The organism is Manganibacter manganicus (assembly GCF_002075885.1).
GTDB classification, from domain to species: Bacteria; Pseudomonadota; Alphaproteobacteria; order Rhizobiales; family Rhizobiaceae; genus Mesorhizobium; species Mesorhizobium manganicum.
Window position 1 is genome coordinate 62,967 of the sequence record NZ_MDET01000034.1, and the last position, 24,533, is coordinate 87,499.

At 61.0% G+C, this 24,533-nt stretch carries 23 protein-coding genes and 1 pseudogene; 21 read left to right on the forward strand and 3 right to left on the reverse strand.

From position 1 onward, the window contains the following. Nucleotides 1–199: 199 nt before the first annotated feature. On the reverse strand, nt 200–1,000 hold the full coding sequence (locus tag BFN67_RS17670) for an outer membrane protein (RefSeq protein WP_080920850.1): 801 nt from the start codon (nt 998–1,000) through the stop codon (nt 200–202). A gap of 504 nt (nt 1,001–1,504) precedes the next feature. Here BFN67_RS17670 and BFN67_RS17675 point away from each other — a divergent pair. Then, nucleotides 1,505–2,368, forward strand: coding sequence for an AraC family transcriptional regulator (locus tag BFN67_RS17675; protein ID WP_158083530.1), 864 nt, complete (start codon nt 1,505–1,507; stop codon nt 2,366–2,368). A 94-nt stretch (nt 2,369–2,462) separates the two neighbouring features. Here the strand turns inward: BFN67_RS17675 and BFN67_RS17680 are convergent, their stop codons facing one another. Further along, nucleotides 2,463–3,692 (reverse strand): MFS transporter, encoded by a 1,230-nt coding sequence (locus BFN67_RS17680; protein ID WP_080920852.1) that lies wholly within the window; start codon nt 3,690–3,692, stop codon nt 2,463–2,465. Nucleotides 3,693–4,586: 894 nt separating this feature from the next. Between BFN67_RS17680 and BFN67_RS17685 the strand changes: the two genes are divergently transcribed. From BFN67_RS17685 to BFN67_RS17755, 15 genes and pseudogenes are all read left to right on the forward strand, one after another. Beyond that, the gene (locus BFN67_RS17685) at nt 4,587–5,267 is read left to right on the forward strand and encodes a GntR family transcriptional regulator (protein ID WP_080920853.1); all 681 of its coding nucleotides are present in this window, start codon (nt 4,587–4,589) and stop codon (nt 5,265–5,267) included. Nucleotides 5,268–5,455: 188 nt separating this feature from the next. Beyond that, nucleotides 5,456–6,058 carry an amino acid synthesis family protein gene (locus BFN67_RS17690; RefSeq protein WP_080920989.1) on the forward strand — a complete coding sequence of 201 codons (603 nt, stop codon included), beginning with the start codon at nt 5,456–5,458 and terminating at the stop codon, nt 6,056–6,058. Continuing rightward, nucleotides 6,030–6,848 (forward strand): alpha/beta fold hydrolase, encoded by an 819-nt coding sequence (locus BFN67_RS17695; RefSeq protein ID WP_139789236.1) that lies wholly within the window; start codon nt 6,030–6,032, stop codon nt 6,846–6,848. Before BFN67_RS17690 ends, BFN67_RS17695 begins: the two co-directional genes overlap by 29 nt. An 8-nt stretch (nt 6,849–6,856) precedes the next feature. Further along, entirely contained in the window at nt 6,857–7,783 is a 927-nt protein-coding gene (locus BFN67_RS17700; RefSeq protein ID WP_080920990.1) for a flavin reductase, read from the forward strand. Continuing rightward, the gene (locus tag BFN67_RS17705) at nt 7,780–8,817 is read left to right on the forward strand and encodes an LLM class flavin-dependent oxidoreductase (protein WP_080920854.1); all 1,038 of its coding nucleotides are present in this window, start codon (nt 7,780–7,782) and stop codon (nt 8,815–8,817) included. Before BFN67_RS17700 ends, BFN67_RS17705 begins: the two co-directional genes overlap by 4 nt. A 17-nt stretch (nt 8,818–8,834) precedes the next feature. Continuing rightward, a complete protein-coding gene (locus BFN67_RS17710) occupies nt 8,835–10,298 on the forward strand; it encodes an aldehyde dehydrogenase (RefSeq protein WP_080920855.1) in 1,464 nt (487 codons plus the stop codon). 27 nt (nt 10,299–10,325) lie between these two features. Continuing rightward, on the forward strand, nt 10,326–11,336 hold the full coding sequence (locus BFN67_RS17715; protein ID WP_080920856.1) for an ABC transporter substrate-binding protein: 1,011 nt from the start codon (nt 10,326–10,328) through the stop codon (nt 11,334–11,336). Between the two features lie 150 nt (nt 11,337–11,486). After that, a pseudogene (locus BFN67_RS17720) lies at nt 11,487–12,266 on the forward strand (ABC transporter permease); the annotation flags it as partial. Between the two features lie 7 nt (nt 12,267–12,273). Further along, nucleotides 12,274–13,074 carry an ABC transporter permease gene (locus tag BFN67_RS17725; protein ID WP_080920992.1) on the forward strand — a complete coding sequence of 267 codons (801 nt, stop codon included), beginning with the start codon at nt 12,274–12,276 and terminating at the stop codon, nt 13,072–13,074. Further along, on the forward strand, nt 13,071–14,153 hold the full coding sequence (locus BFN67_RS17730; protein ID WP_080920857.1) for an ABC transporter ATP-binding protein: 1,083 nt from the start codon (nt 13,071–13,073) through the stop codon (nt 14,151–14,153). Before BFN67_RS17725 ends, BFN67_RS17730 begins: the two co-directional genes overlap by 4 nt. A 449-nt stretch (nt 14,154–14,602) precedes the next feature. Continuing rightward, a complete protein-coding gene (locus BFN67_RS17740) occupies nt 14,603–14,920 on the forward strand; it encodes a hypothetical protein (protein ID WP_080920993.1) in 318 nt (105 codons plus the stop codon). Nucleotides 14,921–14,932: 12 nt separating this feature from the next. Then, nucleotides 14,933–15,313: a hypothetical protein gene (locus tag BFN67_RS17745; protein WP_080920859.1), complete on the forward strand. Its 381-nt coding sequence runs from the start codon at nt 14,933–14,935 to the stop codon at nt 15,311–15,313. A 10-nt stretch (nt 15,314–15,323) separates the two neighbouring features. Further along, the gene (locus BFN67_RS24115; protein ID WP_139789237.1) at nt 15,324–15,491 is read left to right on the forward strand and encodes a hypothetical protein; all 168 of its coding nucleotides are present in this window, start codon (nt 15,324–15,326) and stop codon (nt 15,489–15,491) included. Between the two features lie 11 nt (nt 15,492–15,502). Further along, complete coding sequence (locus BFN67_RS17750) at nt 15,503–16,900, forward strand: APC family permease (RefSeq protein WP_080920860.1); 1,398 nt, start codon at nt 15,503–15,505, stop codon at nt 16,898–16,900. A 58-nt stretch (nt 16,901–16,958) separates the two neighbouring features. After that, nucleotides 16,959–17,654, forward strand: a complete 696-nt coding sequence (locus BFN67_RS17755) for a hypothetical protein (RefSeq protein ID WP_080920861.1) — start codon at nt 16,959–16,961, stop codon at nt 17,652–17,654. A gap of 218 nt (nt 17,655–17,872) precedes the next feature. Here the strand turns inward: BFN67_RS17755 and BFN67_RS17760 are convergent, their stop codons facing one another. Then, nucleotides 17,873–18,550, reverse strand: a complete 678-nt coding sequence (locus BFN67_RS17760; RefSeq protein ID WP_080920862.1) for a GntR family transcriptional regulator — start codon at nt 18,548–18,550, stop codon at nt 17,873–17,875. Nucleotides 18,551–18,728: 178 nt separating this feature from the next. Between BFN67_RS17760 and dctP the strand changes: the two genes are divergently transcribed. The 5 genes from dctP (at nt 18,729) to BFN67_RS17785 (ending at nt 24,519) form a co-directional block, all read left to right on the forward strand. Next, nucleotides 18,729–19,748 carry a TRAP transporter substrate-binding protein DctP gene (gene dctP, locus BFN67_RS17765; RefSeq protein WP_080920863.1) on the forward strand — a complete coding sequence of 340 codons (1,020 nt, stop codon included), beginning with the start codon at nt 18,729–18,731 and terminating at the stop codon, nt 19,746–19,748. 77 nt (nt 19,749–19,825) lie between these two features. Beyond that, on the forward strand, nt 19,826–20,353 hold the full coding sequence (locus tag BFN67_RS17770) for a TRAP transporter small permease (RefSeq protein ID WP_080920994.1): 528 nt from the start codon (nt 19,826–19,828) through the stop codon (nt 20,351–20,353). Continuing rightward, nucleotides 20,350–21,666: a TRAP transporter large permease gene (locus BFN67_RS17775; protein ID WP_080920864.1), complete on the forward strand. Its 1,317-nt coding sequence runs from the start codon at nt 20,350–20,352 to the stop codon at nt 21,664–21,666. Before BFN67_RS17770 ends, BFN67_RS17775 begins: the two co-directional genes overlap by 4 nt. Beyond that, nucleotides 21,663–23,009 carry a malonyl-CoA decarboxylase gene (locus BFN67_RS17780; RefSeq protein ID WP_204842224.1) on the forward strand — a complete coding sequence of 449 codons (1,347 nt, stop codon included), beginning with the start codon at nt 21,663–21,665 and terminating at the stop codon, nt 23,007–23,009. The genes BFN67_RS17775 and BFN67_RS17780 overlap by 4 nt, the downstream gene beginning before the upstream one ends. Continuing rightward, nucleotides 23,002–24,519, forward strand: a complete 1,518-nt coding sequence (locus BFN67_RS17785; RefSeq protein WP_080920866.1) for a malonate--CoA ligase — start codon at nt 23,002–23,004, stop codon at nt 24,517–24,519. Before BFN67_RS17780 ends, BFN67_RS17785 begins: the two co-directional genes overlap by 8 nt. The last annotated feature ends 14 nt before the right edge of the window (nt 24,520–24,533 follow it).

Here is a 24,533-nt window from a genome sequence, read left to right on the forward strand (position 1 = left end):
CAATAGTCGGCCTACGGTGATATGGGACCATTCGTGGCGGGTGGATTCCAAGAACGGAGCGGGTTGGTACAACGGCGTGTGTAAAATCTAGGAGCTAAAGCGCACAGAGAAAATCTGAAAGATCCCGATGCGCTTTAGGGGCCGATTCGCGACTTATTTCAAAGGCGTGTAGGCCGTCCAGCAGCCAAGACGTTTTCGGCTAGAAGCGATAATTGACGCCCAGACGCACGGTATGGAACTTGAAATCGTCCGTCTCGGAGCTAAATCCTTGGCCGTTGCTGTTGGTCATACTCTGTCCCCCTCCACCCAAATTGATGTAGAGGTATTCGCCCTTCAGGCTCCAGTGTTCGTTTAATGCATATTCGGCGCCAGCTCCAGCCGTCCATCCCCAACTCGTCTCATCGACACCGCCAGACAGCAGGTCGCGCCTTGTCGGAGAGGCGCCTTTAAAGGCGTAACTGTATTTGGTTTCGAGGGAGCCATAGGCGAGGCCGCCAGTCCCGTATACCATGAAGCGGTCCGCAACATAGCCGAAGCGGGCCCTTAACGTTCCAAACCAATCGACCTTCGTGTTAAAGACACCGTCCGATGCCGACCTCATCCAGGTGGAACCGGAGCCCTTGACGCCCGACCAGGAAAAATCACCCTCTACGCCAACCAGCCAGTTGCTGCTGAACTGGTAATTATAGCCGATCTGGACGCCGCCCAGCAGTCCATCGAGGCCCACCTTGGCGTCGCCATCATAGGCCGGCCCGCATTTGCAGTCCGCGCGAAAGCTCTGGTCGCCACCAAAGCCCCAGCCTAAATGCACGCCAACATAGGGACCGTTCCAGTCAAGAAAGTCCGGGGCAACCGGCACCTCTTCAGGCGGAAGGACTACCAGATCGGCCGCGAATGTAGCGGAAGATGAAGACAACAGCATCAGCGCAACTGTGGCCAGAAGTGGTGTCGATAAAGTCATTGGGTTGCATATCCGCCTGTTTTGGGTGGGTTTTGTCATGTCAATCTCAATCCTCTAGGTCCGCCTTGAGATTTTGGCATCTAGCAGTGTTCGCCAATTCGATTTGACAGTTCTTGCGGTGACGTCAGATTAATGCCGATAAGGCCATACACGGCTGAGCGCCTGCAGGTCATCCTTAGAGAAGTCTCGGAGGCGGGTGTTCCGTCGGGAGCCATTCGCTGCGGATTTGCGGACCGTCCGTCACCTTTAAGTGCGGTTTTGAATCGACCGGTAGCTTGGTTGAATATAGTGCGCGCTTGGCGGTGATACCGAATGATGCGGGATGCCCTTTGGGGCCAGCAATATCAGTTGCAGTGCTGTAGCAAGAATGATCAAATCCGGCACGCGAACGCTGCTATGCCCGCAACGCTTCACGCATCGAAGTTCGATAGAGTCGCCTCGGTTGGGCAGACTGCACTGCTCTCAGCGAGGGCGTGCGAGGCTGTAGGCGCAAAGATTTCACGGCAGGCAGGAGACTGCTGTCCATGTGGGGTGGGCCACGGAATGGATCATCGGATACTCGCTGCACTCAAATATATTGAGCAAAATATCTCAGAGCCCATTGATCTCGGCGAGGCCGCGGCCAAGGTCCGGCTCAGCAAGTTCCATTTCGAGCGATTGTTCCAGGCCGAAGTGGGCGAGTCATATTATGCCTATTTCAAGCGAGTGCGAATGCATAATGCAGCGTCGCGACTGAAACACACCAAACAGTCCATCTATGAAATCGCAATCGCATACGGCTATGGCAGCAATGCGGCCTTCACCCGCTCCTTTCGCTCCTTCTGGGGTGTGTCTCCCACGGCATACCGATCCGACGATTCATTCTGGGATGCCGAAACTTTCCATCGGCACCGCCACGAAGGCGTGTCTCTGGCGGTCGCGCCCAATATTCAGATACGGGACGTCGGAAGCTACCGTTGCATGTTCCGCCGGTATTATGGCCCCTATACCAGACTGCAGGAAATCTGGAGAGATTTCCTCGATCGTTTGCCAGAAGCACTCAGGAGTGACGACGAGATAGAGGCTCGGTTTCTGGGCCGTATCTATGATGACCCTCGCGTCACGCCCCCCGACGAAATTCGATACGATTGTTGTTATGTCTTCGCCGACGACGAGGACGCCCGGCTCCAAATGGACGAGGTCAGGAATCACCTGGTTACCACTGATGCCGGGCTTTATGCGGTTATCGACAACACCCGCGATCCGCGGCCCCGTCCGGAGATCTATGCCTATATGCTCGACAAATGGATGCCGTCGACGAACTACAATTACTCCGACGTTCCCGGCCTCGAATTCTTCGCGGGGTGTCCTGTCGAAGCCAACAGCACCTGGAGACCGGTTTGCACCATGCTGGTGCCGCTCGAATAGGTCACGCGGCCTTACCTATGGCTTCGTGACGGCTCATCAGCGGCAGTCGTCCCGTTCCCCTACAGGTCCAGCGAGCCCGCTGTTTTGGGCACGGCTATCGAGCCTCGGCCCCGGCCGGTGGCGCATTGCCGCGTTTCGCAGACCGGCGTGATATCAGCCAGATCGGCACTGTCAACGCATAGACGGCGGAGGGAAGCAGCCACGCCGCACCCGGTAGAGCCGAAGCCGATGTCACTGAATAAACCGCGCTACAGGCCAGTGGGGAGATGACCGCCGCAAGCGCCACGACGCTGCTTAGCGCGCCTTGCAGTCGGCCCTGCTGCGTGCTGTCGACCTTGCGGGACATCAAGGACTGGAATGCCGGAATGGCGATATTGCCGAAGTTAAGCGGTGCCAGCAGCGGAAAAATCACCCAGGCCGTGGACGTAAAAGCCAAGACGATCATCGATGTCGCGTCGACGCCAACCCCGAGCATCGCCATTCCTGTCACTCCGATCCTCCCAGCGATAGGGCCGGCGAGAAACAGTTGCACGATCGTATAGAACAAGCCAGCCAGCGACACCGTCAGCCCGATGGTCGAAGGCGTGAACCCGAAGCGCTCGGTCGTATAGATTGCCCACAACGCATTCGGACTCTCGAACGAAAACCGCACGGCGAAATAAACCAATGCCACGGGCACGAGCCCCATTGCGCCGATCCATGGCAGATGTCTGAGTGGGTTGATGATGACGCGCCCATATTCTGCAAGTGCCTTCCCATTGCGTGACGGAAGGCGAAGGGCAAGCACGACACCGGTGAGCGCAAGCGCGCTTGCCAGGACATAGGGAGCTTCCAGTCGAATCTCGGAGAGGACGCCGCCGCTAAAGGGACCGACGAATAGTCCTATGCCGTAGCAGGCATTGAGGTAGCCGAACCGGCGTGTCCGGTCTTCGACCGGCGTGACGTCGGCCAGGGCCGCCGCTACGGTGGCCGAGGTGGAGTTCGTCAGCCCGGTTATGGCGCGAAAAACCAGAAGAACCGACAGAACGGGCACATAGGCGATGACCAGGCAGTCGATGGCTGTGACCGCAAGAGACAGGACCAGAAGTGGACGGCGACCGAAACGGTCACCAAGCGAGCCGAGCGCGGGCAATGCCAGCATGTTGACAACCGCGTAGAGTCCAAGCGACAGGCCGAAGACCATCGCCACGTCGTCTGTCCCGGCCGCCCTGCCGTACAAGGCAGGCAGCGACGGGAGGACCAGTCCGAGCGCGATGCCTTCGCAAAGCGCGATCAAAAAAAGGATTGCAGGTCCTTCGGAGCCCGAGCGCTCGCGTTCTGACATTTATGATCGCCTCCCCAAGCTATACGGCCGACGACACGCCACCTGTCGTGCGGAAAAATCCTCAGCCGCCGAACATCGATACCGCCATACATCGATGAAAGTCTGTTTCATGTGACAGAAAGGCAAGAACTGTCAAATCGATATGGCCAACGCTGTTAAATGCCCTGTCCCAAGGCGGACCCGGAGGGCAGAGGTTGAACGGTTTATCACGTCGACCAGACCGAAGCGGGCTTGATACAAGAGCAACTCGGCCTCGGATACGCTTGGGCAGAAGGTTATCGATAGCAATGACACCACAGGCGCAAGTGGCCTGGTGCGGCAATACAAAGTCGCCGGTGAGTATTCTTACCACAAGACCATCCACAAACGACGATTATGGTGGAATCTCAGCCGACTATAGAGAGAGAGTAATGAGCAAGATGTGCTGCGAACGCTGCAATGATCTGGGGCTGGTGTTTGATTGCTTCCGTTGGCCGGGATGCGGCTGTCCTGATAGCACTGTTCGTACAGACTGCCCGGGGCGATCCATCCCCTGCAATTGTAGAATCGAGATAGATTTCAAGCAAAGGGAACTCGGAATGTTATCTCATGGCTGGTCCGTTTCCCAACCATTGGACAGCGTCGTACACTGAACGCGGTCAAAGAGGCGGAGCAGGACTAGGCCACTTGGGGCTGGAACAAGAACTGTTCCCAGCGATTCTAAGGTCGAACGGAGCATGAAGGTCATGCGCCGTCTCCGGCGCATCCTTTGTCGATGGAGCGCCTTGCAGATCGGTCTTTAGGATATTATGGTATGCCAAAACGTCGGTTTAGGTCGATCGGACGTTTCGTCTAGATTTAATCGATGCTTGCTGAGAAAAGCCTATTCCCACAGCAAGAGAAAAGACGACGGCAATGGATGAACGCTCCCTGCGTGTGGAACGCCCCGAGAAGACGCTGCGCGAACTGGCGCTGGAGCGCATGCGCGATGCCATAATCGCTTCTCATTTCAAGCCCGGAGAGCGGCTCGTTGAACGCGATCTGTGCATGCAACTGGGCGTCAGCCGCACGATCGTGCGCGAAGTGCTGCGGCATCTGGAGTCGGAAGGGTTGGTCGCCACCGCCGGCACGCGCGGCCCGGTTGTAGCCGTGACGACGCCGGAACAGGCCTTGCAGATCTACGAGATCCGGGGGGTGCTGGAAGGCATGGCCGCCAGGGCTTGCGCGGAAAAGGGCGATGCCAAGCTGGCCGCCACCCTGCAGGCGGCGCTCGACCGGATCAAGTCGGCCTATGGTAGAAGGCGCATGGATTTGGTGCTCGATGAGACGACCGAGTTCTACCGTGTCCTGTTCGTGGGGGCTGAGCGCGATGTTGCCTGGGGCATCGTCAATTCGCTCACCGCACGCATCAACAGGCTGCGCTCGATGACCATCAGGACGCCCGGCCGCGACATCGACGGCCCAACCCAGATGCAGCGGATAGTCGATGCCATTCGCGACGGCCACGGCGAAGGCGCTTATCACGCCGCGCAGGAGCATGTCGGTATCGCCTCTTCCCTCGCGCGGGCGTTGCTGGCGGATACGCCGGCGGCCTGATTAGGCAGTCAGGGCCTGCTGCTCTCGCCAGCATGCTCCCTTCCTCTCAGGCCTGCCCTTCGACCAAAGCGTGGCGCAACAATATAGCCGCGAGATCTGCAATCGGGTTCGAGCGAAAAGCACCGCTTGACTTTCTGAAATTTGGCATACCATAATACGGTCATAGAGAATTGAAGATGGAGACTGAAGTGCCGCTCGTCATTCGCAAGACCTTGCTTCAGGTGGAAACAACGCTTGTCGAAGGCGGCAAGGCGGCCGAGGCGCCACTCAGGCTCTACGCCGCGCTAGCGGTGGTGAAGAACCCATGGGCGGGGCGCGGTTTCGTCGAGGATTTGAAGCCCGAAATTCACGCGGCGGCCCCGATACTGGGTGAATTACTGACCGGCATGATCGTGCAGGCAGTGGGTTCCGGTGCCGCGGTCGAGGGCTACGGCAAAGCGGCCGTGGTCGGGCTGAACGGCGAGATCGAGCATGCCTCGGCGCTGATTCACACGCTGCGCTTCGGCAATCATTATCGTGAGGCGGTGGGAGCCAAGAGCTATCTTGCCTTCACCAACACGCGCGGCCCGGCCAACGCCTCGATCATGATCCCGCTGATGGACAAGAACGACGCGGGCCGGCGCTCGCACTATTTGACGATCCAGACATCGGTAGCCGATGCGCCTGCCGCCGACGAGATCGTGCTGGCGCTGGGCGCATCCGTTGGCGGCCGCCCGCATCATCGCATAGGCGACCGATACCAGGACCTCAAAGAGCTTGGACATGATGTCGACAATCCAGCCGCAGTCTAGTCTGCCGCGTTCCCGGACGCGTCATGGCGCTGCCTATGTGGAGCGGGGCGAGGGCGCGCCTCTTGTGCTGGTCCACGGCGTTGGCATGCGGCTGGAGGCATGGGCGCCGCAGATCGCCGCGCTTGCGTCCGGCCATCGGGTGATCGCCGTGGACATGCCGGGCCATGGTGCAAGCGAGCAGCTCGCCGCTGCCGCCCGGCTGCCGGATTTCGTTGCATGGCTCGGCCGGTTTCTTGATGACCTTTTGCTTGATGCAATCAGCATTGCGGGTCATTCAATGGGGGCGCTGATCGCCGGAGGCGCTGCGGCAAGCTTCGGTGCGCGGATCAGGCGTGTGGCGCTGCTCAACGGCGTCTACCGCCGCGGTCCGGCCGCGAGGGCAGCCGTGCTGGAGCGGGCAAAAGCCATCCGCCTTGGTCATATCGACGTTGAGGGGCCCCTTAAGCGCTGGTTCGGCGACAGGGAACGCGGTACCGAAGCCTGCCGCCTGACGCGCGAATGGTTGTCCGGCGTCGATCGCCAGGGTTACGCCACGGCCTATGCCGCTTTCGCCGAAGGCGACGCCACCTATGCCGATGCGTGGCCGCGTATTACTTGCCCGGCCTTGTTCCTGACCGGCGAGGACGACCCCAATTCCACGCCGGCGATGGCCGAGGCGATGGCGGCCTCTACTCCCTGCGGCGTCGCGCGTATCATTGCCGGTCACAGGCACATGGTGAACCTGACCGCGCCGGAGATCGTTAACGGCATGCTGGAGGAATGGCTCGCGCGCGAAGAGGTGACGGCGTGACGGCAGCTATGGATCCCAAGGCATTGCGCGACGCCTTCGGCGCTTTCCTGACCGGTGTGACGGTGGTTACCACGCATGACGGAAATGGGCTGCCAGTTGGCTTCACCGCCAATTCTTTCACCAGCGTTTCGCTGGACCCGCCGCTGCTTCTGGTGTGCCTTGCCCGTACCTCGCGCAATTTCGACACGCTGACCGAGGCCGCGGGCTTTGCCGTCAATATCCTCTCCGAAGGTCAGAAGGATATTTCCAACACCTTCGCGCGCCCGGTCGAGGACCGCTTCGCAGGCCTCGACTGGCAGCCGGGGCCGCACGGCGCGCCGGTGCTGGCCAATGTCGCCGCCTGGTTCGACTGCGCTCTCGACAAGGTTGTCGAGGGCGGCGATCACGTCATCCTTCTCGGCCGAGTGAAAGCCTTCGCAAACGGTGGCGCCAATGGCCTTGGCTATGCGCGTGGTGGCTATTTCATGCCCGGACTGACGCAAAAAGCTGTTTCGGCCGCCGGCTCCGATGCTCAAATCGTCGCTGGTGCGGTCGTGGTGCGAGGCGGCGAGATCCTGCTGATGGAAGACGCCAAGGGTCGATATGGGCTTCCCTCCTGCATCATCACGGCCGGGCAAAGTCCCGAAACGCTGCGCAATCATCTGGCGCGCGCCACCTGCCTGCAAGCGTCGATCGGGTTTATCTATTCCGTCTACGAGGACACGGGCGCGGCAAGGCACCACATCGTCTATCGCTGTGAGCTCGGCGCGGGTGAGCCTGCCGCCGGCCGGTTCTTCGCGCTCGACGCGCTTCCGCTCGACCGTCTCGCGGATTCCGCGACAGCCGACATCCTGCGCCGCTATGCCGCCGAAAGCGCGCTCGGCAATTTCGGCATGTATGTCGGCGATGAACGCAGCGGCCGTGTCCACCCCGTTTCCGGAGAGGCCTCGCGATGAAGTTTTCACTGTTCGTCCATATGGAACGTCTGGACGCCGAACAGAGCCAGCAACAGCTTTACGACGAGTTCATCGCACTGTGCGAGATCGCCGACCGGGGCGGCATGCATGCGATCTGGACCGGCGAGCACCATGCGATGGATTTCACCATCGCGCCCAATCCCTTCATCAACATCGCCGATCTTGCCCGCCGCACGAAAAACGTGCGCCTCGGTACCGGCACGGTCGTCGCGCCCTTCTGGCATCCGATCAAGCTCGCCGGCGAAGCGGCGATGACCGACGTCATCAGCGGCGGGCGCCTCGACATCGGCATCGCCCGCGGCGCCTATAATTTCGAGTATCAGCGGCTATCACCCGGCCTCGATGCTTGGACCGCCGGGCAGCGGCTGCGCGAGATGATCCCGGCGATCAAGGGCCTGTGGGCCGGGGATTATGCCATGGACGGCGAGTTCTGGTCTTTCCCCTCGACCACGTCCGCACCAAGGCCATTGCAGCAGCCGCATCCGCCGCTGTGGGTGGCGGCACGCGATCCCAACAGCCACGAGTTCGCCGTCGCAAATGGCTGCAACGTACAGGTGACGCCGCTATGGCTGGGCGACGAGGAAGTGGAGAGCCTGATGGGGCGCTTCAACGACGCTTGTGCCAGGCACGCCTCGCTGCCGCGCCCGAAAATCATGGTGCTGCGCCACACCTATGTCGGTTCCGATGAGCCCGATCTTCAGCGGGCGGCGCGCGAGATTAGCGTCTATTACAATTATTTTGGCGCCTGGTTCAAAAACGAGCGGCCAATCCATCAAGGATTGATCGAGCGGCTGAGCGATGCCGAGATCGAGGCCAATGCCATGTATGCGCCCGACGCCATGCGCCGCAACAATGTCGTGGGCACGGCAGGCGAAGTCATCGAGAGGCTGAAACGCTACGAGGCGCTCGGCTATGACGAATATTCCTTCTGGATCGACACGGGCATGAGCTTCGCGCGCAAGAAGGCTTCGCTGGAGCGCTTCATCGCCGACGTCATGCCGGCATTCGGTTAACCGAGCGGGAGTAGCCGATGCAAAGATTCCAGCATTACATCGACGGCCGTTTCGAGGACGCGGCACAGACCTTCCCGAGCATCGATCCGGCCACAGGCGAGTCCTGGGCCGAGATGCCGGAGGCGCGCGAGGCGGAGGTCGAGCGCGCCGTTGAGGCCGCGCACCAGGCGCTGCGGCAGGGTGAGTGGCCGGCACTGACCGCCACGGCGCGGGGCAAGCTGCTCTATCGCCTTGCCGATCTGGTCGCCCAGAATGCCGGCAGACTGGCTGAACTTGAAACCCGCGACACTGGCAAGATCATCCGTGAGACCTCGGCGCAGATCGCCTATGTGGCGGATTATTATCGCTACTATGCCGGGTTGGCCGATAAGATAGAAGGCTCGTATCTCGCCATCGACAAGCCGGACATGGATGTGTGGCTGCGGCGTGAGCCGGTCGGCGTGGTGGCCGCTGTCGTGCCCTGGAACAGCCAGCTTTTTCTAGCAGCCGTGAAGATAGGCCCGGCGCTGGCCGCCGGCTGCACGCTGGTGATCAAGGCGTCGGAAGACGGTCCCGCGCCGCTGCTCGAATTCGCGCGGCTGGTGCAAGAGGCGGGCTTCCCGGCCGGCGTGGTCAATATCATCACCGGCTTTGGCGCAACCTGCGGCGCGGCGCTGACCAGACATCCGAAGGTTGCGCATATTGCCTTCACCGGCGGCCCGCAAACCGCCCGCAACGTGGTGCGCAACTCGGCCGAGAACCTGGCCAGTACATCTCTGGAACTCGGCGGCAAATCGCCCTTCATTGTCTTTGCCGACGCCGACCTCGAAAGCGCCGCCAACGCGCAGGTGGCCGGCATTTTCGCAGCGACCGGACAGAGTTGCGTCGCCGGTTCCCGCCTCATCGTCGAATCTTCGGTAAAGGGCCGGTTTCTGTCGATCCTCAAGGAAAAGTCCGAAGCCGTGAAGATCGGCGCGCCGCTCGATATGACGACCGAGGTCGGTCCGCTGTGCACCGCACGCCAGCGCGACCTGATCGAGGAGGTGGTCGGTCGCTCCGTCGCGGCGGGCGCCATGCTCGTCACCGGCGGCAAGAGCCCGGATGGCGTCGGCTTCTACTATCCGCCGACGATCCTCGATTGCAGCGCCGTCAAGTCGCCGTCGGTGGAACGAGAGTTGTTTGGGCCGGTGCTTTCGGTGCTGAGTTTCGAGGACGAAGCGGAGGCTCTGCGGCTGGCCAACGACACGCCCTTCGGCCTCGCGTCCGGGCTGTTCACCCGCGATCTGACGCGCGCCCACCGCATGATGAAGCGCATCCATGCCGGCGTCGTCTGGGTCAACACCTATCGTGCCGTTTCGCCCATCGCGCCTTTCGGCGGCTACGGCCAGTCCGGCCATGGCCGCGAAGGTGGGCTGGCGGCGGCGCTCGACTTTACTCGCACCAAGACGGTCTGGCTGAGGACATCGGACGATCCGATCCCTGACCCGTTCGTGATGCGGTGACACGCCAACAACCATGGGAGGAATGACATGCGCAAGACAATCATGACGGCAGCCTTTGCCGCTGTGCTCGCCCTGACCGGCGCCGCAGCGGCGGAAGAGATGGTGTTCACCAGTTGGGGCGGCACCACACAGGATGCCCAGAAGGCGGCGTGGGCCGACAAGTTCACCGCCGAGACCGGTATCAGCGTGTTGCAGGACGGGCCCACCGACTACGGCAAGATCAAGGCCATGGTCGAGGCCGGCAGCGTGTCCTGGGACGTCGTGGACGTCGAGGGCGACTATGCCGTTCAGGCAGGCAACAAGGGCATGCTCGAGAAGCTGGATTTCAACGTTATCGACAAATCCAAGCTGGATCCGCGTTTCGTCACCGATTACAGCGTCGGCAGCTTCTATTATTCCTTCGTCATCGGCTACAACGCCGACACTGTGAAAGACGGGCCGAAGACCTTCGCGGACCTGTTCGATACCGAGAAGTTCCCCGGCAAGCGCACCTTCTACAAATGGTCGGCGCCGGGTGTCATAGAAGCCGCTCTGCTGGCCGACGGCGTGGCGCCCGACAAGCTCTATCCGCTTGATCTCGACCGCGCCTTCAAGAAGCTCGACACGATCAAGAGCGATATCGTTTGGTGGACCGGCGGCGCGCAATCGCAGCAATTGCTGGCTTCGGCCGAGGCTCCTTATGGCATATTCTGGAACGGGCGGCTCACTGCGCTCCAGCAGACCGGCGTCAATGTCGGCATTTCGTGGGACCAGAACATCACCGCGGCCGATGCACTTGTTGTGCCCAAAGGCACGAAGCACAAGGATGCCGCGATGAAATTTATCGCCCTTGCGACCAGCGCCGAGGCGCAGAAGGAATTCTCGCTCGCTACGAACTACGCCCCGATCAATCTCGAGTCGGCCGCGCTGATGGACAAGGCCGCTCGCGAGGCTTTGCCCGATGCTCAAAAAGCCACCCAGGTCAATGCCGACATGAACTACTGGGCCGAGCATCGCGACGAGATCGGAGAGCGCTGGTACGCCTGGCAGGCGAAATAGCAGGCGGCATGAAACTGGCGCGGCGCCTATCCCGCCGCGCCGATGGAGGATGCGATGACACTGGCAGCAAATGCGTCTGAGACCCGGCTCGAAGCGCGCCGCACCCGCGCGGCAAGCGGCCTGGTCTATGCGCTGCCGGCTCTCATCCTGGTCTTCGTCTTTTTCGTCGTGCCGGTCGTCGCACTCCTCATGCGCAGCGTCTTGGAGCCGACGCCAGGCCTTGGCAATTACGCCGAGCTTCTCGGCTCGTCGACCTATATACGCATCTTCTACAACACGTTCGTGGTCTCCGCGGTGGTAACGGTTCTGTCGGTGACAATCGGCTTCCCGGTGGCCTGGATGCTGGCCATAATGCCGGCGCGATGGTCGACGCTGCTGTTCGCCGTCATCCTGCTTTCGATGTGGACCAATTTGCTGACCCGCACCTATGCCTGGATGGTTCTCTTGCAGCGTACCGGCGTCATCAACAAAGTGCTGATGGGGATTGGCCTGATCGACCAGCCGCTGGCACTCGTCAACAATCTCACCGGCGTTACCATCGGCATGACCTACATCATGCTGCCCTTCGTTATCCTGCCGCTGCGCGGCGTCATCAAGACCATCGATCCGGCGGTCTTGCAGGCAGCGTCGGTATGCGGCGCGACGCGCTGGCAATGCCTGACGCGCGTGCTTATCCCGCTGGCGCTGCCGGGCGCCGCCGCCGGCGCGCTGATGGTGTTCGTCATGTCGCTCGGCTATTTCGTCACGCCTGCCCTGCTTGGCGGCACTTCCAATATGATGCTGGCCGAGATGATCGCCCAGTTCGTGCAATCGCTGGTCAACTGGGGCATGGGTGGTGCTGCCGCGTTCGTGCTTCTGGTCGTCACGCTCGCCATCTATGCCGTGCAATTACGCCTATTCGGCGCCGGCCGTCTCGGACAGGGAGGCTAGCGTCGCCATGTTGCTCGATTTCGACCGCCTCGGTTCCTGGAGATGGGTGCTTTTGAGCATCACCGTTCTGGTGGCACTATTCCTGCTTCTGCCCATCATCTTCATTGCCGCGTTGTCCTTCGGCAATTCTCAATGGCTGATCTTCCCGCCGCCGGGCTGGACGCTACGCTGGTATCGCGAACTCTTCGCTGATCCGCGCTGGCTGGAATCGGCCTGGACCAGCGCCCAGATCGCCGTCTGTGTCACCGTCTTGTCGGTGGTGATCGGCCTCTTGGCCTCGCTGGCGCTGACGCGTGGCACCTTCCGCGGCCGCGAAGCGCTCAGGGCGCTGTTCATCACGCCGATGATCCTGCCGGTGGTGGTGCTGGCGGTGGCACTCTATGCCTTCTTCCTCCGCATCGGGCTCAACGGGACGATGCTGGGTTTCGTGCTCGCCCATCTGGTGCTGGCGCTGCCCTTCTCCGTCATTTCTATCAGCAATGCGCTGGAGAGTTTCGACAAGTCGATCGAGGACGCTGCCATTTTGTGTGGCGCGGCGCCGTGGGAGGCGCGATTCCGGGTCACTCTGCCGGCCATCGGCCATGGCCTGTTCGCAGCGGCAGTGTTCTCTTTCCTCGTCTCCTGGGACGAGGTCGTAGTGGCGATCTTCATGGCGAGCCCGACATTGCAGACGTTACCAGTCAAGATATGGACAACACTCCGACAGGATCTCACGCCGGTGATCGCCGCCGCTTCCACGTTGCTGGTCCTGTTCACGATCGCGCTGATGCTCGCCGCAGTGGTGGTGCGCAAGGGAATGAAAAGATGACGACGCCGTTTCTCCAGATACAGAATATTCGCAAGGTTTATGGCGACGTCGTCGCCGTCACCGATGTGACGCTGGATGTCGCCAAGGGCGAGTTCATGACCTTTCTCGGCCCGTCCGGATCGGGCAAGAGCACAACGCTCTACGTGCTCGCCGGCCTTCAGGAGCCGACCGCCGGCGATATCCTGCTGCAGGGCAGCACCTTGCTCGACACCCCTTCGCACAAGCGCAATATCGGCATGGTGTTCCAGCGCTATACGCTGTTCCCACATTTGTCGGTGGGTGAGAATATCGCCTTTCCACTGAGGGTGCGCCGCCGGCCGAAGAACGAGATCGACGCGGCCGTGCGCCGCGTGCTCAAGCTGGTGCGGCTGGAGAGCTTCGAGGACCGCATGCCGGCTAAAATGTCGGGCGGCCAGCAGCAGCGCGTCGCGCTGGCGCGGGCGCTCGCCTACGATCCGCCCGTCCTTCTAATGGACGAGCCGCTTTCGGCACTCGACAAGAAGCTGCGCGAGGAAATCCAGTATGAGATCCGCCGCATCCATCAGGAAACCGGCGTTACTATTCTCTATGTCACCCATGATCAGGAGGAGGCGCTGCGTCTCTCCGATCGGATTGCCGTATTCAGCAAGGGGGTCATCGACCAGGTCGGCACCGGGTCGGAACTTTATGCCGACCCGGCCACGCGTTTCGTCGCCGAGTTCATCGGCGACAGCGATTTCCTTGAAGGAAAGGTCGAAGCCGTGAACGGCAAACATGCCGATATACGCGTCGGCGACGATTTGGTCATACCCGCGGTTCCTACCCATGGCGCCCCGACGCCGGGGCGTGGCGCGGCCGTCATGCTGCGCCCCGAGAGGGTGTCCTTGTCGCAAACACCGAACGCAGCAAGCAGTCTGCCGGTGACGGTGGTAGACATCACCTTCCTCGGCAATAACACCCATGTCCTGACCGAGACGAAGGCGAGGGAGCGTTTATCCGTGAGACTTCCTTTCGGCCATGCCGCAGCCAACGGGCTGCGTCCAGGACAATCAGTATGGGCGAGTTGGGAACCCTCCGACGCTCAGGCCTTTTGCGCGTAATGCAACCCCGAGGATCGGGCGAATAATCTGACGCGCTGCTGCATCGCTCTGCATGTTCGCGAGAAACCGGCCAGATGCTTCGCGCCTCCTTGCGCGGTCTTGTTTTGACGTCCGCCCGACGCCGCCACCGCATCATGCTCAACGAACTCCGGTTGCCGGCTATCTGTGGAACAGTGGCAATTTTCCGATCGGGAGGGCCGGGAGGGCACCGGAAACGAATATCCGCATATGGGTCCGCCCAAGCGCCTGAGATTTTTTTTGGATATCAAGAGCCCAAAATTCAGACGCGAATTTAAGGAGTTATGGCTCGTCGATTTGAATGTCGTGCGGCAAGAGGCCGCAGAAAATACTTGACAGAATTTTGGCTCTGCGTGACCTTCCTCTCAGGCAAATAATTTGACGCACAAGCAAATATCAAAATCCGTCAAACCGCCCGCATGGAGGAAAAAATGGAAGCGGCATTACATCGGCCCGGCGCAAGCGCGGGCCTTGAGCAGCGTATTGACAAAATGCATGGGCGGGATCGCATCGGACTGGTGATCTTCGTGGCCGTGCTTTGGTGCACGCTCCTGTACGCCCTGTTCAGTATCTGGTCTTACATCGCAATTCCGCAGATGCGGATCATTCTGTCCGTCGCGTGCGGCCTGGTGCTGATCTTCAACACGGCGGCGATCGTCGCCATGCTGCGCCACTACACCGAGGACAAGCATTTCATCTACGGCCTCGACATCAAGCATCTCGACGAGATGCGCCGGCGCCAGGCCTGAGAGGAGAAGACGATGGCCTACAAACCACCGAAACAGGGTATCGCCGGCCAAATATTCGATGTCGTGACGCTACTCGTCCTGACCATCGGCGCGCTTTATATTCCGCTCTACCTGGGACTTGCCGGCGCCGCCAAAACTCCGAACCCTGTAGCCAATCCGACTTGGGAAGCTCTCGGTCAGAACGCCGCGGAACAGCAGCAATGGACGGCGCTCGGTATTACCGACCCGGCCGCCGCCAATGACATCATCACCGCCCGTTTCGACTACAGCTTCAGTTGGGTCGCTCTGGCCATTATGGCCATCCTGGTCATCGGCTATTTCGTCATGGTCGTCAGGCTGTCCGATAGGGAATACCGCGAAGTCATCGAGGAACGCTTCAGCGACAAGCGATAGGGAGGTTGCAATGGATACCTGGGACATTCTGGAATATGCTGCATGGGCGCTTTCGGCCATGTTCGGCCTGTTGATGCTAATCGATCTCATTCGCATCGACACGACATACGACAATGAGTTGCTGACCTCCTCTCGCGAAGGCGAGATCGAGGCCGCCGCCGAACGTCATACGCTCTGAGGTGCATGACAATGGCAAACGTAACTGAATCCGCACCTGGTTCGCAGCGTCTGCAATTGCTGCGGGTGCTTGGCCCCGCTCATGTGTGGGCACTTGGCGTCGGCATCGTGCTGGTCGGCGAATATATGGGCTGGAACTTCTCGGTCGGCAAAGGTGGCATGATCGCCGGCCTTATCGCCTGCTGGGTCGCCGGACTTCTCTATACCTGTGTCGCAATGATCGATTCTGAAGTAACCTCGACCGTTGCCGCCGCAGGGGGACAATATGCACAGGCCAAACATATTGTCGGCCCTCTCATGGCATTCAATGTCGGGCTATTCCTGGTCATGGCCTACACCATGCTCGAGGCGGCCAACGCGATCACTGTGGGCTTTCTGCTCGACACGGTGGCGGGAATGCTGGGGCATGAAGGCCTCAACGAACAGCCATTCATCGTGCTGGCCATCATGTTCCTGGCATGGCTGAACTATCGCGGCGTACTGGCGACCCTGACGTTCAATCTCGTCATAACCGCAATTGCGTTCGTGGCGATCGTCACTCTGTTCGTCTGCGTGCATATCGGTGTATCGAGCGTGCCGCTCGATTTCTCGGCCATCACCACCGACCCGTTGCCTTATGGCTGGATCGGCATTGTCGCGGCTCTGCATTTCGGCCTTTGGTATTATCTCGGCATCGAAGGCACGTGCCAGGCGGCTGAAGAGGTCCGTTCGCCGGCGCGTTCACTGCCTTTCGGCACGATGGCGGGCATCATGACGCTGCTGATTGCTGCGACGATGACGTGGTATATCTGTTCGGGATTAATCCCCTGGGAGTATCTCGGCCAAGCCGGAACGCCGCTCTTCGATGCAGCGCGTGTCACCGGTAGCACCGGGCTGATGGTGCTTCTGTTCGTCGGCACGGCGTTCGCGACGCTGGCCTCGGCAAACGGCTGCATCAACGATGCCTCGCGCGCCTGGTTCTCGATGGGGCGCGACCGTTATCTGCCGAGTTGGTTCGGGGCCGTGCATCCGGTCTATCGCACGCCATATCGCGCAATCGTCTTCCTGGTGCCGATAGCGCTGATCTTCGCGCTTGGCGCGCCGCTCGATCAGGTGGTGACGTTCTCGATCCTGTCGGGTCTGCTCGGCTACACCTTCATGACCTTCAACATGGTCATGTTCCGCAGGAAGTGGCCGCTCGACACCATCAAGCGCGGTTACGTGCATCCGTTCCATCCGGTGCCGACAATCGTTCTGCTGGCCCTGTGCGCGACCGCTTACTTCGCCGTGTTCCTCGGCTATGGCACGCAACTCAGCGCGATGATGTGCTTCTACATCGTGGCCTCGCTCTGGTTCCATTTCCGGCGCTACCGGTATGTGAGCCGTGGCGGCCAGTTCAGCATGCCCTGGCCGAAGCCGTCAGGGTACTGACCTTGCCAAGAACGGCGGCGCAATCGGGCGCCGCCGTTTCCAACTTCAAGGCCGTCAGATGACGACGACTTTTACTTTCTGGGCTTTTTTCCTCATTTGTTCGGCCTGGCTGTTGGCCAGAGCCGTCACCGACCATCGCCGCGCGATGGCACAGCGCCGGGTGCTCCTGGACGAAGCAGCCGGACTGCTTGACGATGCCAAGATCACCTTTGCACCGGACCAATTTCCCATCCTGATCGGTCGTCTCGCCGATCGCAGGCAGGTTAAGGTCGAACTCATTGCGGATACGTTGGTCACCCGGCGCTTGCCGCAACTATGGCTTCGGGCGACCCTGAGCGAGAGGGTGGAGCAGCGCCGGCCCATGATCGGCGCACTTGCCCGGCCGACAGGTGCCGAATTCTATTCTCTAGTCCACAATATGCCCGAACAGTTTGTGCCCCCGCAGACCGATGTCCCACTGCTGATGCGTGGAGATGGGGGCACCACCGCTACGCAGATCCAGCGTGCTTCGTCGATGTTCCGCAAACTGTTTGCCGACCCGACAGTCAAAGAGGCTGTTATTGCGCCGCGCGGTACGCGACTTGTCCGCCAGGCCTGCCAAGGTGATCGGGGCGCGCATCTGGTGATGCGTCAGGCCCGCTTTCCGATCAAGGCGGTGGGAGTAGACCTGGTCCAGCGCGCTCTCGATGAGTTACAGGCGTTGAGTGAAACGCTGGCCATCGCCGACGATCCGGTTCTTGCCGGTGTATCATAAGAAGGGCGGCAGGCCTGGACGCGGGGTATGATATTTACCGCGGGTGAACATTCTCATTAGCGGCCAGATGCCGACGCGCCGCACGGATTTGAAGAGCCGACGCTGCTGCCGATCAGCTACGTGTCGATCGTCTGCTATCCGCGCGGTCGCGGCTGCGGCCGTTAGTCAGGGTGGCGGAGAAACTTCTCGCTCGTGGCGTCTGGACTGCCTGCCAAACGTCACGATGCACGCGATGCCGACCGCGCGCGGTGCTTGGCGAAATTCGCCATCAAGTCGTTAAGGTGTTCGCCCTGAATGGCGATATGGCCGTGCAGCGCCTGCGCAGCACGCGCGGCGTCGCCTTTCGTCACCGCGTCCTGCACCTCCCGGTGCTCGCGCATCGACTGTGCGAGCCGACCGCGCACGCGCAGTTGAAGCCGGCGGAACGGCTGCAACCGCTTGTGCAGCTTTGATGCTTCCTCCGCCAGATAGGAATTACCGCTGGCGTGGTAGAGTACATGATGGAACCGCTCGTTCTCGCGGTAGTAATCGTCGGCGTCTCCCTTTTCCATCGCCCACTCGCAGGCGGCGGCGGCATCTTCCAGATGGGCCAGTTCGTCCTCGGTAATGCGTCGTGCCGCAAGGCGACCGCACATCGCCTCCAGTTCTGCCATCACGTCGAACATCTCGACCAGCTTGATGAAGCTCGGATAGCGCACGAAAACCCCGCGTCGTGGCACCGCCTCGACAAGCCCGGATGTCGAAAGCGCGTGCAGAGCCTCGCGCACCGGCGTGCGTGACACCGAATAGCGTTTCGAGAGCATCATCTGGTCGAGACGCTCGCCGTCTGCGAACTCGGCGGCGATGATCGCCTGTTCGAGTTGTTCACGAATCTGATCTGCGCTTCTCAGGGTCATGGCCGACCCTAGTTCAGCTATTGGCATCCATCAATAGCAATCTTGGATCCAAGAATGTTGACAAGAAATGCATGCTGGATACATTAGCCGGCGCTCGGAGGGGCAAAAACGACCGGAATAACCCGGAATCCCGGAATGGCCGGGAACCATGTGCAGAACCATCTGCAGGGAGGACTGTATGAAACCCTTTTTTGCGAATCGGGTCGCCCGACTCGGCCTTACGGTCGCGCTGTCGGCCACCTTGTCTATGGCGGGCATCGGCGCGGCCGGCGCACTCACGCTCAAGGCCGCCCACCAGTTTCCAGGCGGCAAGGGCGACCCGCGCGACGAAATGGTGCAGATCATCGCCAAGGAGGCGAAGGCAGCCAATGTCGATCTCAACATCCAGGTCTATCCCGGCGCCTCGCTGTTCAAGGCGAAGGACCAATGGAATGCACTGATCAAGGGCCAACTCGACATCACGTCCTTCCCGCTCGACTATGCCAGCGGTCGGGTGCGCGAGTTCGGCGCGACTTTGATGCCGGGCCTGGTGCGCAACCATGACCGGGCCCAGCGGCTGAACAATTCGCCCTTCATGAAGACCATCAAGGCCAAGATCGAGGAAGCCGGCGCCATCGTGCTCGCCGATGCCTGGCTGGCCGGCGCCGTCGCCTCCAAGGAAGGCTGCATCCACAAACCCGAAGATATCAAGGGCCTCAAGATTCGCTCCGCCGGGCCGACCTTCGCCGCCATGTGGCAGGCTGCGGGCGGCTCGATCGTCACCATCGCCTCGAATGAGGTCTACAACGCCCTGCAGACCGGTGTGGTCGATGCCACCGATACCAGCACGGCAAGCTTCGTGTCATATCGGCTCTACGAGCAGGTCAAGTGCATCACTGCGCCCGGCGACAATGCGCTTTGGTTCATGTATGAGCCGGTGCTGATGTCGAAGAAGAGCTTCGACCGTCTATCCAAGGAACAGCAGGACGTCATCATGGCCGCGTCGAAGAAGGCCGAGGCGTTTTTCGACGCCGAAGCGCGTAGGTTCGACGAGAAGATGGCAAAGACCTTCAAGGATCATGGCGTCGAGGTCGTTACCATGACGCCGGAAGAATATGATGCGTGGATCGAGGTCGCCAAGAAAAGTTCCTACAAGGAATTCGCCGAAGAGGTTCCGGACGGCCAGAAGCTGATCGACGAAGCGCTCGCCGTGAAATGATGCGCGACTGACCCAAGCGCCGGGCCGGCTATTAAAGCCGGCGCGGGCCTTTCCCTATGCTCCAGGACACGAAAACGATGGACGGATTCATCCGAACGGTCAGGCTGGTCTCGACCCTGTGCGGCTTTGCGGCGGCGGGCCTCATCACCGCTGCCGTGGTCGTGGTATGCCAGATGGTCTTCGTGCGCTTCGTGCTCGGCTGGGCCACGATCTGGCAGACTGATTTCACCACCTATGCGATGGTTGCCGCGACCTTCATCGGCAGTCCCTACGTGCTGTTGACGCGCGGCCACGTCAATGTCGATATCCTGCCGCATTACCTCGGCGAGACGGCGAAGTTCCGGCTGGCGCTGTTTTCGGCCGTCATGTCGCTGGGCTTCTCTCTCGCCATGACCTGGCTTGCCTGGCATTATTGGGCGGAATCATGGAATGGCAACTGGGTCTCGGACACGGTATGGCGGGTGCGGCTGTGGATTCCTTTTATCGCCATGCCGGTCGGCTTCACCATCCTTACCCTGCAATATGTCGTTGATCTCTATTGCCTGGCGACGGGGCGCGAGCGGCCTTTCGCCTCCGCTGCGGAGCAGCATGGAGAGATGGCATGAACCCGGCAATCGAAGGCGCCTTCGTCCTTGTCATCACGCTGCTGGTGCTGCTTTCGGGTGCCCCGGTCGCCTTCGGCCTTGGTGCTGTCGCGCTCGTCTTCATCGGCGTATTCGAAGGCCTTGATGCGCTCAACATCGCCGCCGAGACCTTCTATGGCGGATTGAACGACTTCACGCTGGTGTCGATCCCGATGTTCGTGATGATGGGTGCGGCCATCGGCTCCTCGCCGGCCGGCAAGGACCTTTACGAAGCGCTCGACCGCTGGCTCTACCGGTTGCCGGGAGGGTTGGTTATTTCCAATCTCGGTGCCTGCGCGCTGTTTGCCGCGCTCACCGGCTCCTCGCCCGCGACCTGCGCCGCCATTGGCCGCATGGGCATTCCTGAAATGCGCCGGCGCGGCTATCCCGACGACGTGGCCACCGGCTCGATCTGCGCAGGCGGCACGCTCGGCATCCTGATCCCGCCTTCCATCACATTCATCCTCTATGGCATCGCGACCGAAACCTCGATCGGCCGGCTGTTCCTGGCCGGTGTGTTTCCCGGCCTGATGCTGACCGGCCTGTTCATCCTGTGGACGGTCTTCCTGTTGTGGAAGCGCGGCTTCCGCGCCTATGCGCCGGAATTCCGCTATTCTTGGAAACAGAAGTTCGAGGCGATCCCCAAAGTGGCGCCGTTCCTGGCGATCGTCATCGGCGTGATGTACGTGCTTTATGGCGGCGTCGCCACGCCGTCCGAAGCTGCCGGGGTCGGGGCCGCTCTATGCGTCCTGCTCGCAGTCATCATCTACAGGATGTGGCAACCGACAAGTTGGTGGCAAATCCTGCGCGATACGACGCGGGAATCGATCATGATCATGATGATCATCGCCGCGGCTGTTTTGTTCGGCTACATGCTGACCTCGCTTTACCTGACCCAGACGCTCGCCCAGGCCATCGCCGACATGGAGGTCAATCGCTGGGTGCTGATGTTTCTCATCAACATCTTCCTGCTGGTCTGCGGTTTCTTCATTCCGCCGGCGGCGGTGATCCTGATGACGGCGCCAATCCTGTTGCCGATCATCACGGCGGCCGGCTTCGACCCGATCTGGTTCGGCGTCATCATCACCATCAACATGGAGATCGGCCTGATCCATCCACCGGTGGGCCTGAACATCTATATCGTCAACTCCATCGCACCCGATGTGCCGCTCACCCGCGTCATCTGGGGTACGATGCCCTTCGTCGCCTGCATGATGCTTGAAATCATCGTCTTGTGCATCTTCCCCGACATCGCCACATGGTTACCGACTTATCTCATGGGACCGGGGACGTGAGTAGGACAAGCTTTCTTCAGGATCTTCTTGCGACCATCATTGAACGGGCGGTGCCACGCACCGCCAGCAACGATCGTCGCTCGCTGCGGGAATTGTGCGCCGCGCTGATCTCGGAGCGCGGCGAGGCTTCCGGCTTCTCGCTCGCCACCGCCATCCTCGACCGTTACGAAAAAGCTTCGCCCGAAGACAAGGCGGCTTTCTTCAAGCTTCTGACCGAAAGCCACGATCTTGACGCCGAGGCCGTCATTGCGGCCGCCACTGCCTACAAGGCTGCGCCCGACGCCGATATTCTGGCGCGCATCCTCAATGCGGCCGAGGCGCCGCGCCAGGAACTGCTGCGGCGGTTGAACCGGCTGCCCGGCGCCACCGGGCGGCTGGTCGCCATGCGTGGCGATCTGCTTTCGCTTACCAGGGACAACCCGTCCTTCCGGCGCGCCGATCTCGACTTCCAGCATTTGTTCATGTCCTGGTTCAATCGTGGCTTCCTGGTGCTGCGCCGCATCGACTGGAGCACGCCGGCCAACATACTGGAAAAGATCATCGCTTATGAGGCGGTGCACACCATCAACGATTGGGACGAATTGAGGCGCAGGCTGCAACCGAGCGACCGGCACTGCTTTGCCTTCTTCCATCCGGCTATGCCGGACGAGCCGCTGATCTTCGTCGAAGTGGCGCTGACCGGAGAAATACCGGGCTCGATCGATGCGCTCTTGTCGGAAGAACGTGAACCGATCGCCGAGACCGAGGCGACGACGGCCGTGTTCTATTCGATTTCCAACTGCCAGAAGGGGTTGGCCGGCATTTCTTTCGGTAATTTCCTCATCAAGCAGGTGGCGACGGACCTGATGCAGTCGCTGCCCAATCTCAAGACCTTCGTCACGCTTTCGCCGGTTCCCGGCCTGACACGCTGGATGCGGCAGGAAGCACAAGCCGGAGAGGGGACCGAACAGGGTGAGGCGGAACGCGGCGCGCTGCTCACGCGGCTCGCCGAGGCGAAATCGGCTGTCAATGTCCAGACCGACGGCCCGGCGCTGGCTGCGCTGGCGGCCGAGTACCTGCTGTGGGCCAAGCGGGCGGACGGGCTGCCGCTCGATCCAGTGGCGCGCTTCCATTTCGGCAATGGCGCCAGCCTCGAGGCCATTCATCCGGGCGCCGATCTGTCGGCCAAGGGCCTCGGTCAGTCCTGTGGTGTCATGGTCAATTACCGCTACGACCTCAAGACGGTGGAGGCCAATCACGAACAGTTCGCGCATCGCGGCGAGGTGGCCACGACCCGCGCGATCAAATCCCTCCTCGGTCCCGAGCGGACCAAGCACGCTTCACGGAGATCCGACCATGCCTAACCTGCTCTATGATGCGCTGTTTGCGCCCCATCAGGGCAGTTCGAAGCCGCTCCTTTATCTGAAGGACGGAGCGGTCGTGTCCTACGATGCGTTTCTCAGGCAGGCGGCCCGGATCGCCAACGCACTCACCGATCATGGTGTGAAGCCGGGCGACCGCGTTGCGGTGCAGGTGAGGAAAAGCGCCGAGGCGCTGGCGCTCTACGCCGCCTGCATCCGGAGCGGAGCGATTTTCCTGCCGCTCAACACCGCCTACATGCCGAACGAAGTGGAGTATTTCGTCGGCAATGCCAGGCCGGCGCTGGTGGTCTGCGACAGCGATGCGCATGCTGCGCTTGCTCCGATTGCCAAGGCCGCTGGCGCACGACTGTTGACGCTGGACGGGGACGGAAAGGGGACGCTGACCGACGAGGCGGAACGCTGCTCCGACCATTTCGAGACCGTGCCACGCGGCGCCGACGATCTTGCGGCGCTTCTCTATACGTCGGGCACCACTGGGCGTTCGAAAGGTGCGATGCTCACGCAGGCAAACCTGTTGTCGAACGCCCGCTCGCTGGTCGAAGCATGGCGCTTCACGGACAAGGACGTGCTGCTGCATGCTTTGCCGATCTTCCACACGCACGGCCTTTTCGTTGCGTGCAACGTCACCCTGCTCGCCGGCGGCGCGATGATCTTCCTGCCATCCTTCCAGGTCGACGAGATCATCGAATATCTGCCCAGGGCGACCTCGATGATGGGTGTGCCGACCTTCTACACCCGGCTGCTCGACGATCCGCGTTTTACCAAAGACTTGACCCGTCACATGCGGCTGTTCACCTCCGGCAGCGCACCGCTGCTCGCCGAAACACATGTCGCCTTCGAGGCGCGCACCGGCCATCGCATCCTCGAACGCTACGGTATGACCGAAACCAACATGACCACGTCAAACCCCTATGAAGGCGAGCGGCGGGCCGGCACGGTGGGATTCGCGCTGCCCGATGTCGAGATCCGCGTTGTCGATCCGGAAACGAAGACCGTGCTGCCTGACAGTGAAATCGGCATATTGGAGGTGAGGGGACCGAATGTCTTCAAGGGCTATTGGGAAATGCCGGAAAAGACGCGCGAAGAATTCCGCGACGACGGCTTCTTCATCACTGGCGACGTGGTTTCGATCGACAAGGACGGCTATGTGCAGATCGTCGGCCGCGCCAAGGACCTCATCATCTCCGGTGGCTTCAACATCTACCCGAAGGAAGTGGAACTGCTTCTGGACGAGCAGGAGGGCGTGCTGGAATCGGCAGTGATCGGCGTGCCGCATCCCGATTTCGGCGAGGGCGTCGTCGGCGTGGTCGTGCCGCAAAAGGATGGGAGCCTGGACGAACAGAGCTTGCTTGCCGCCATCCATGACCGGATCGCCCGCTTCAAGCAGCCCAAGCGTATTTTCACTGTGGACGAGTTGCCGCGCAACACCATGGGCAAGGTGCAGAAGAACATATTGCGCGACCGCTTCGCCGGCACGTTCCAGGCCAAATAGAGCGATCCTGCATT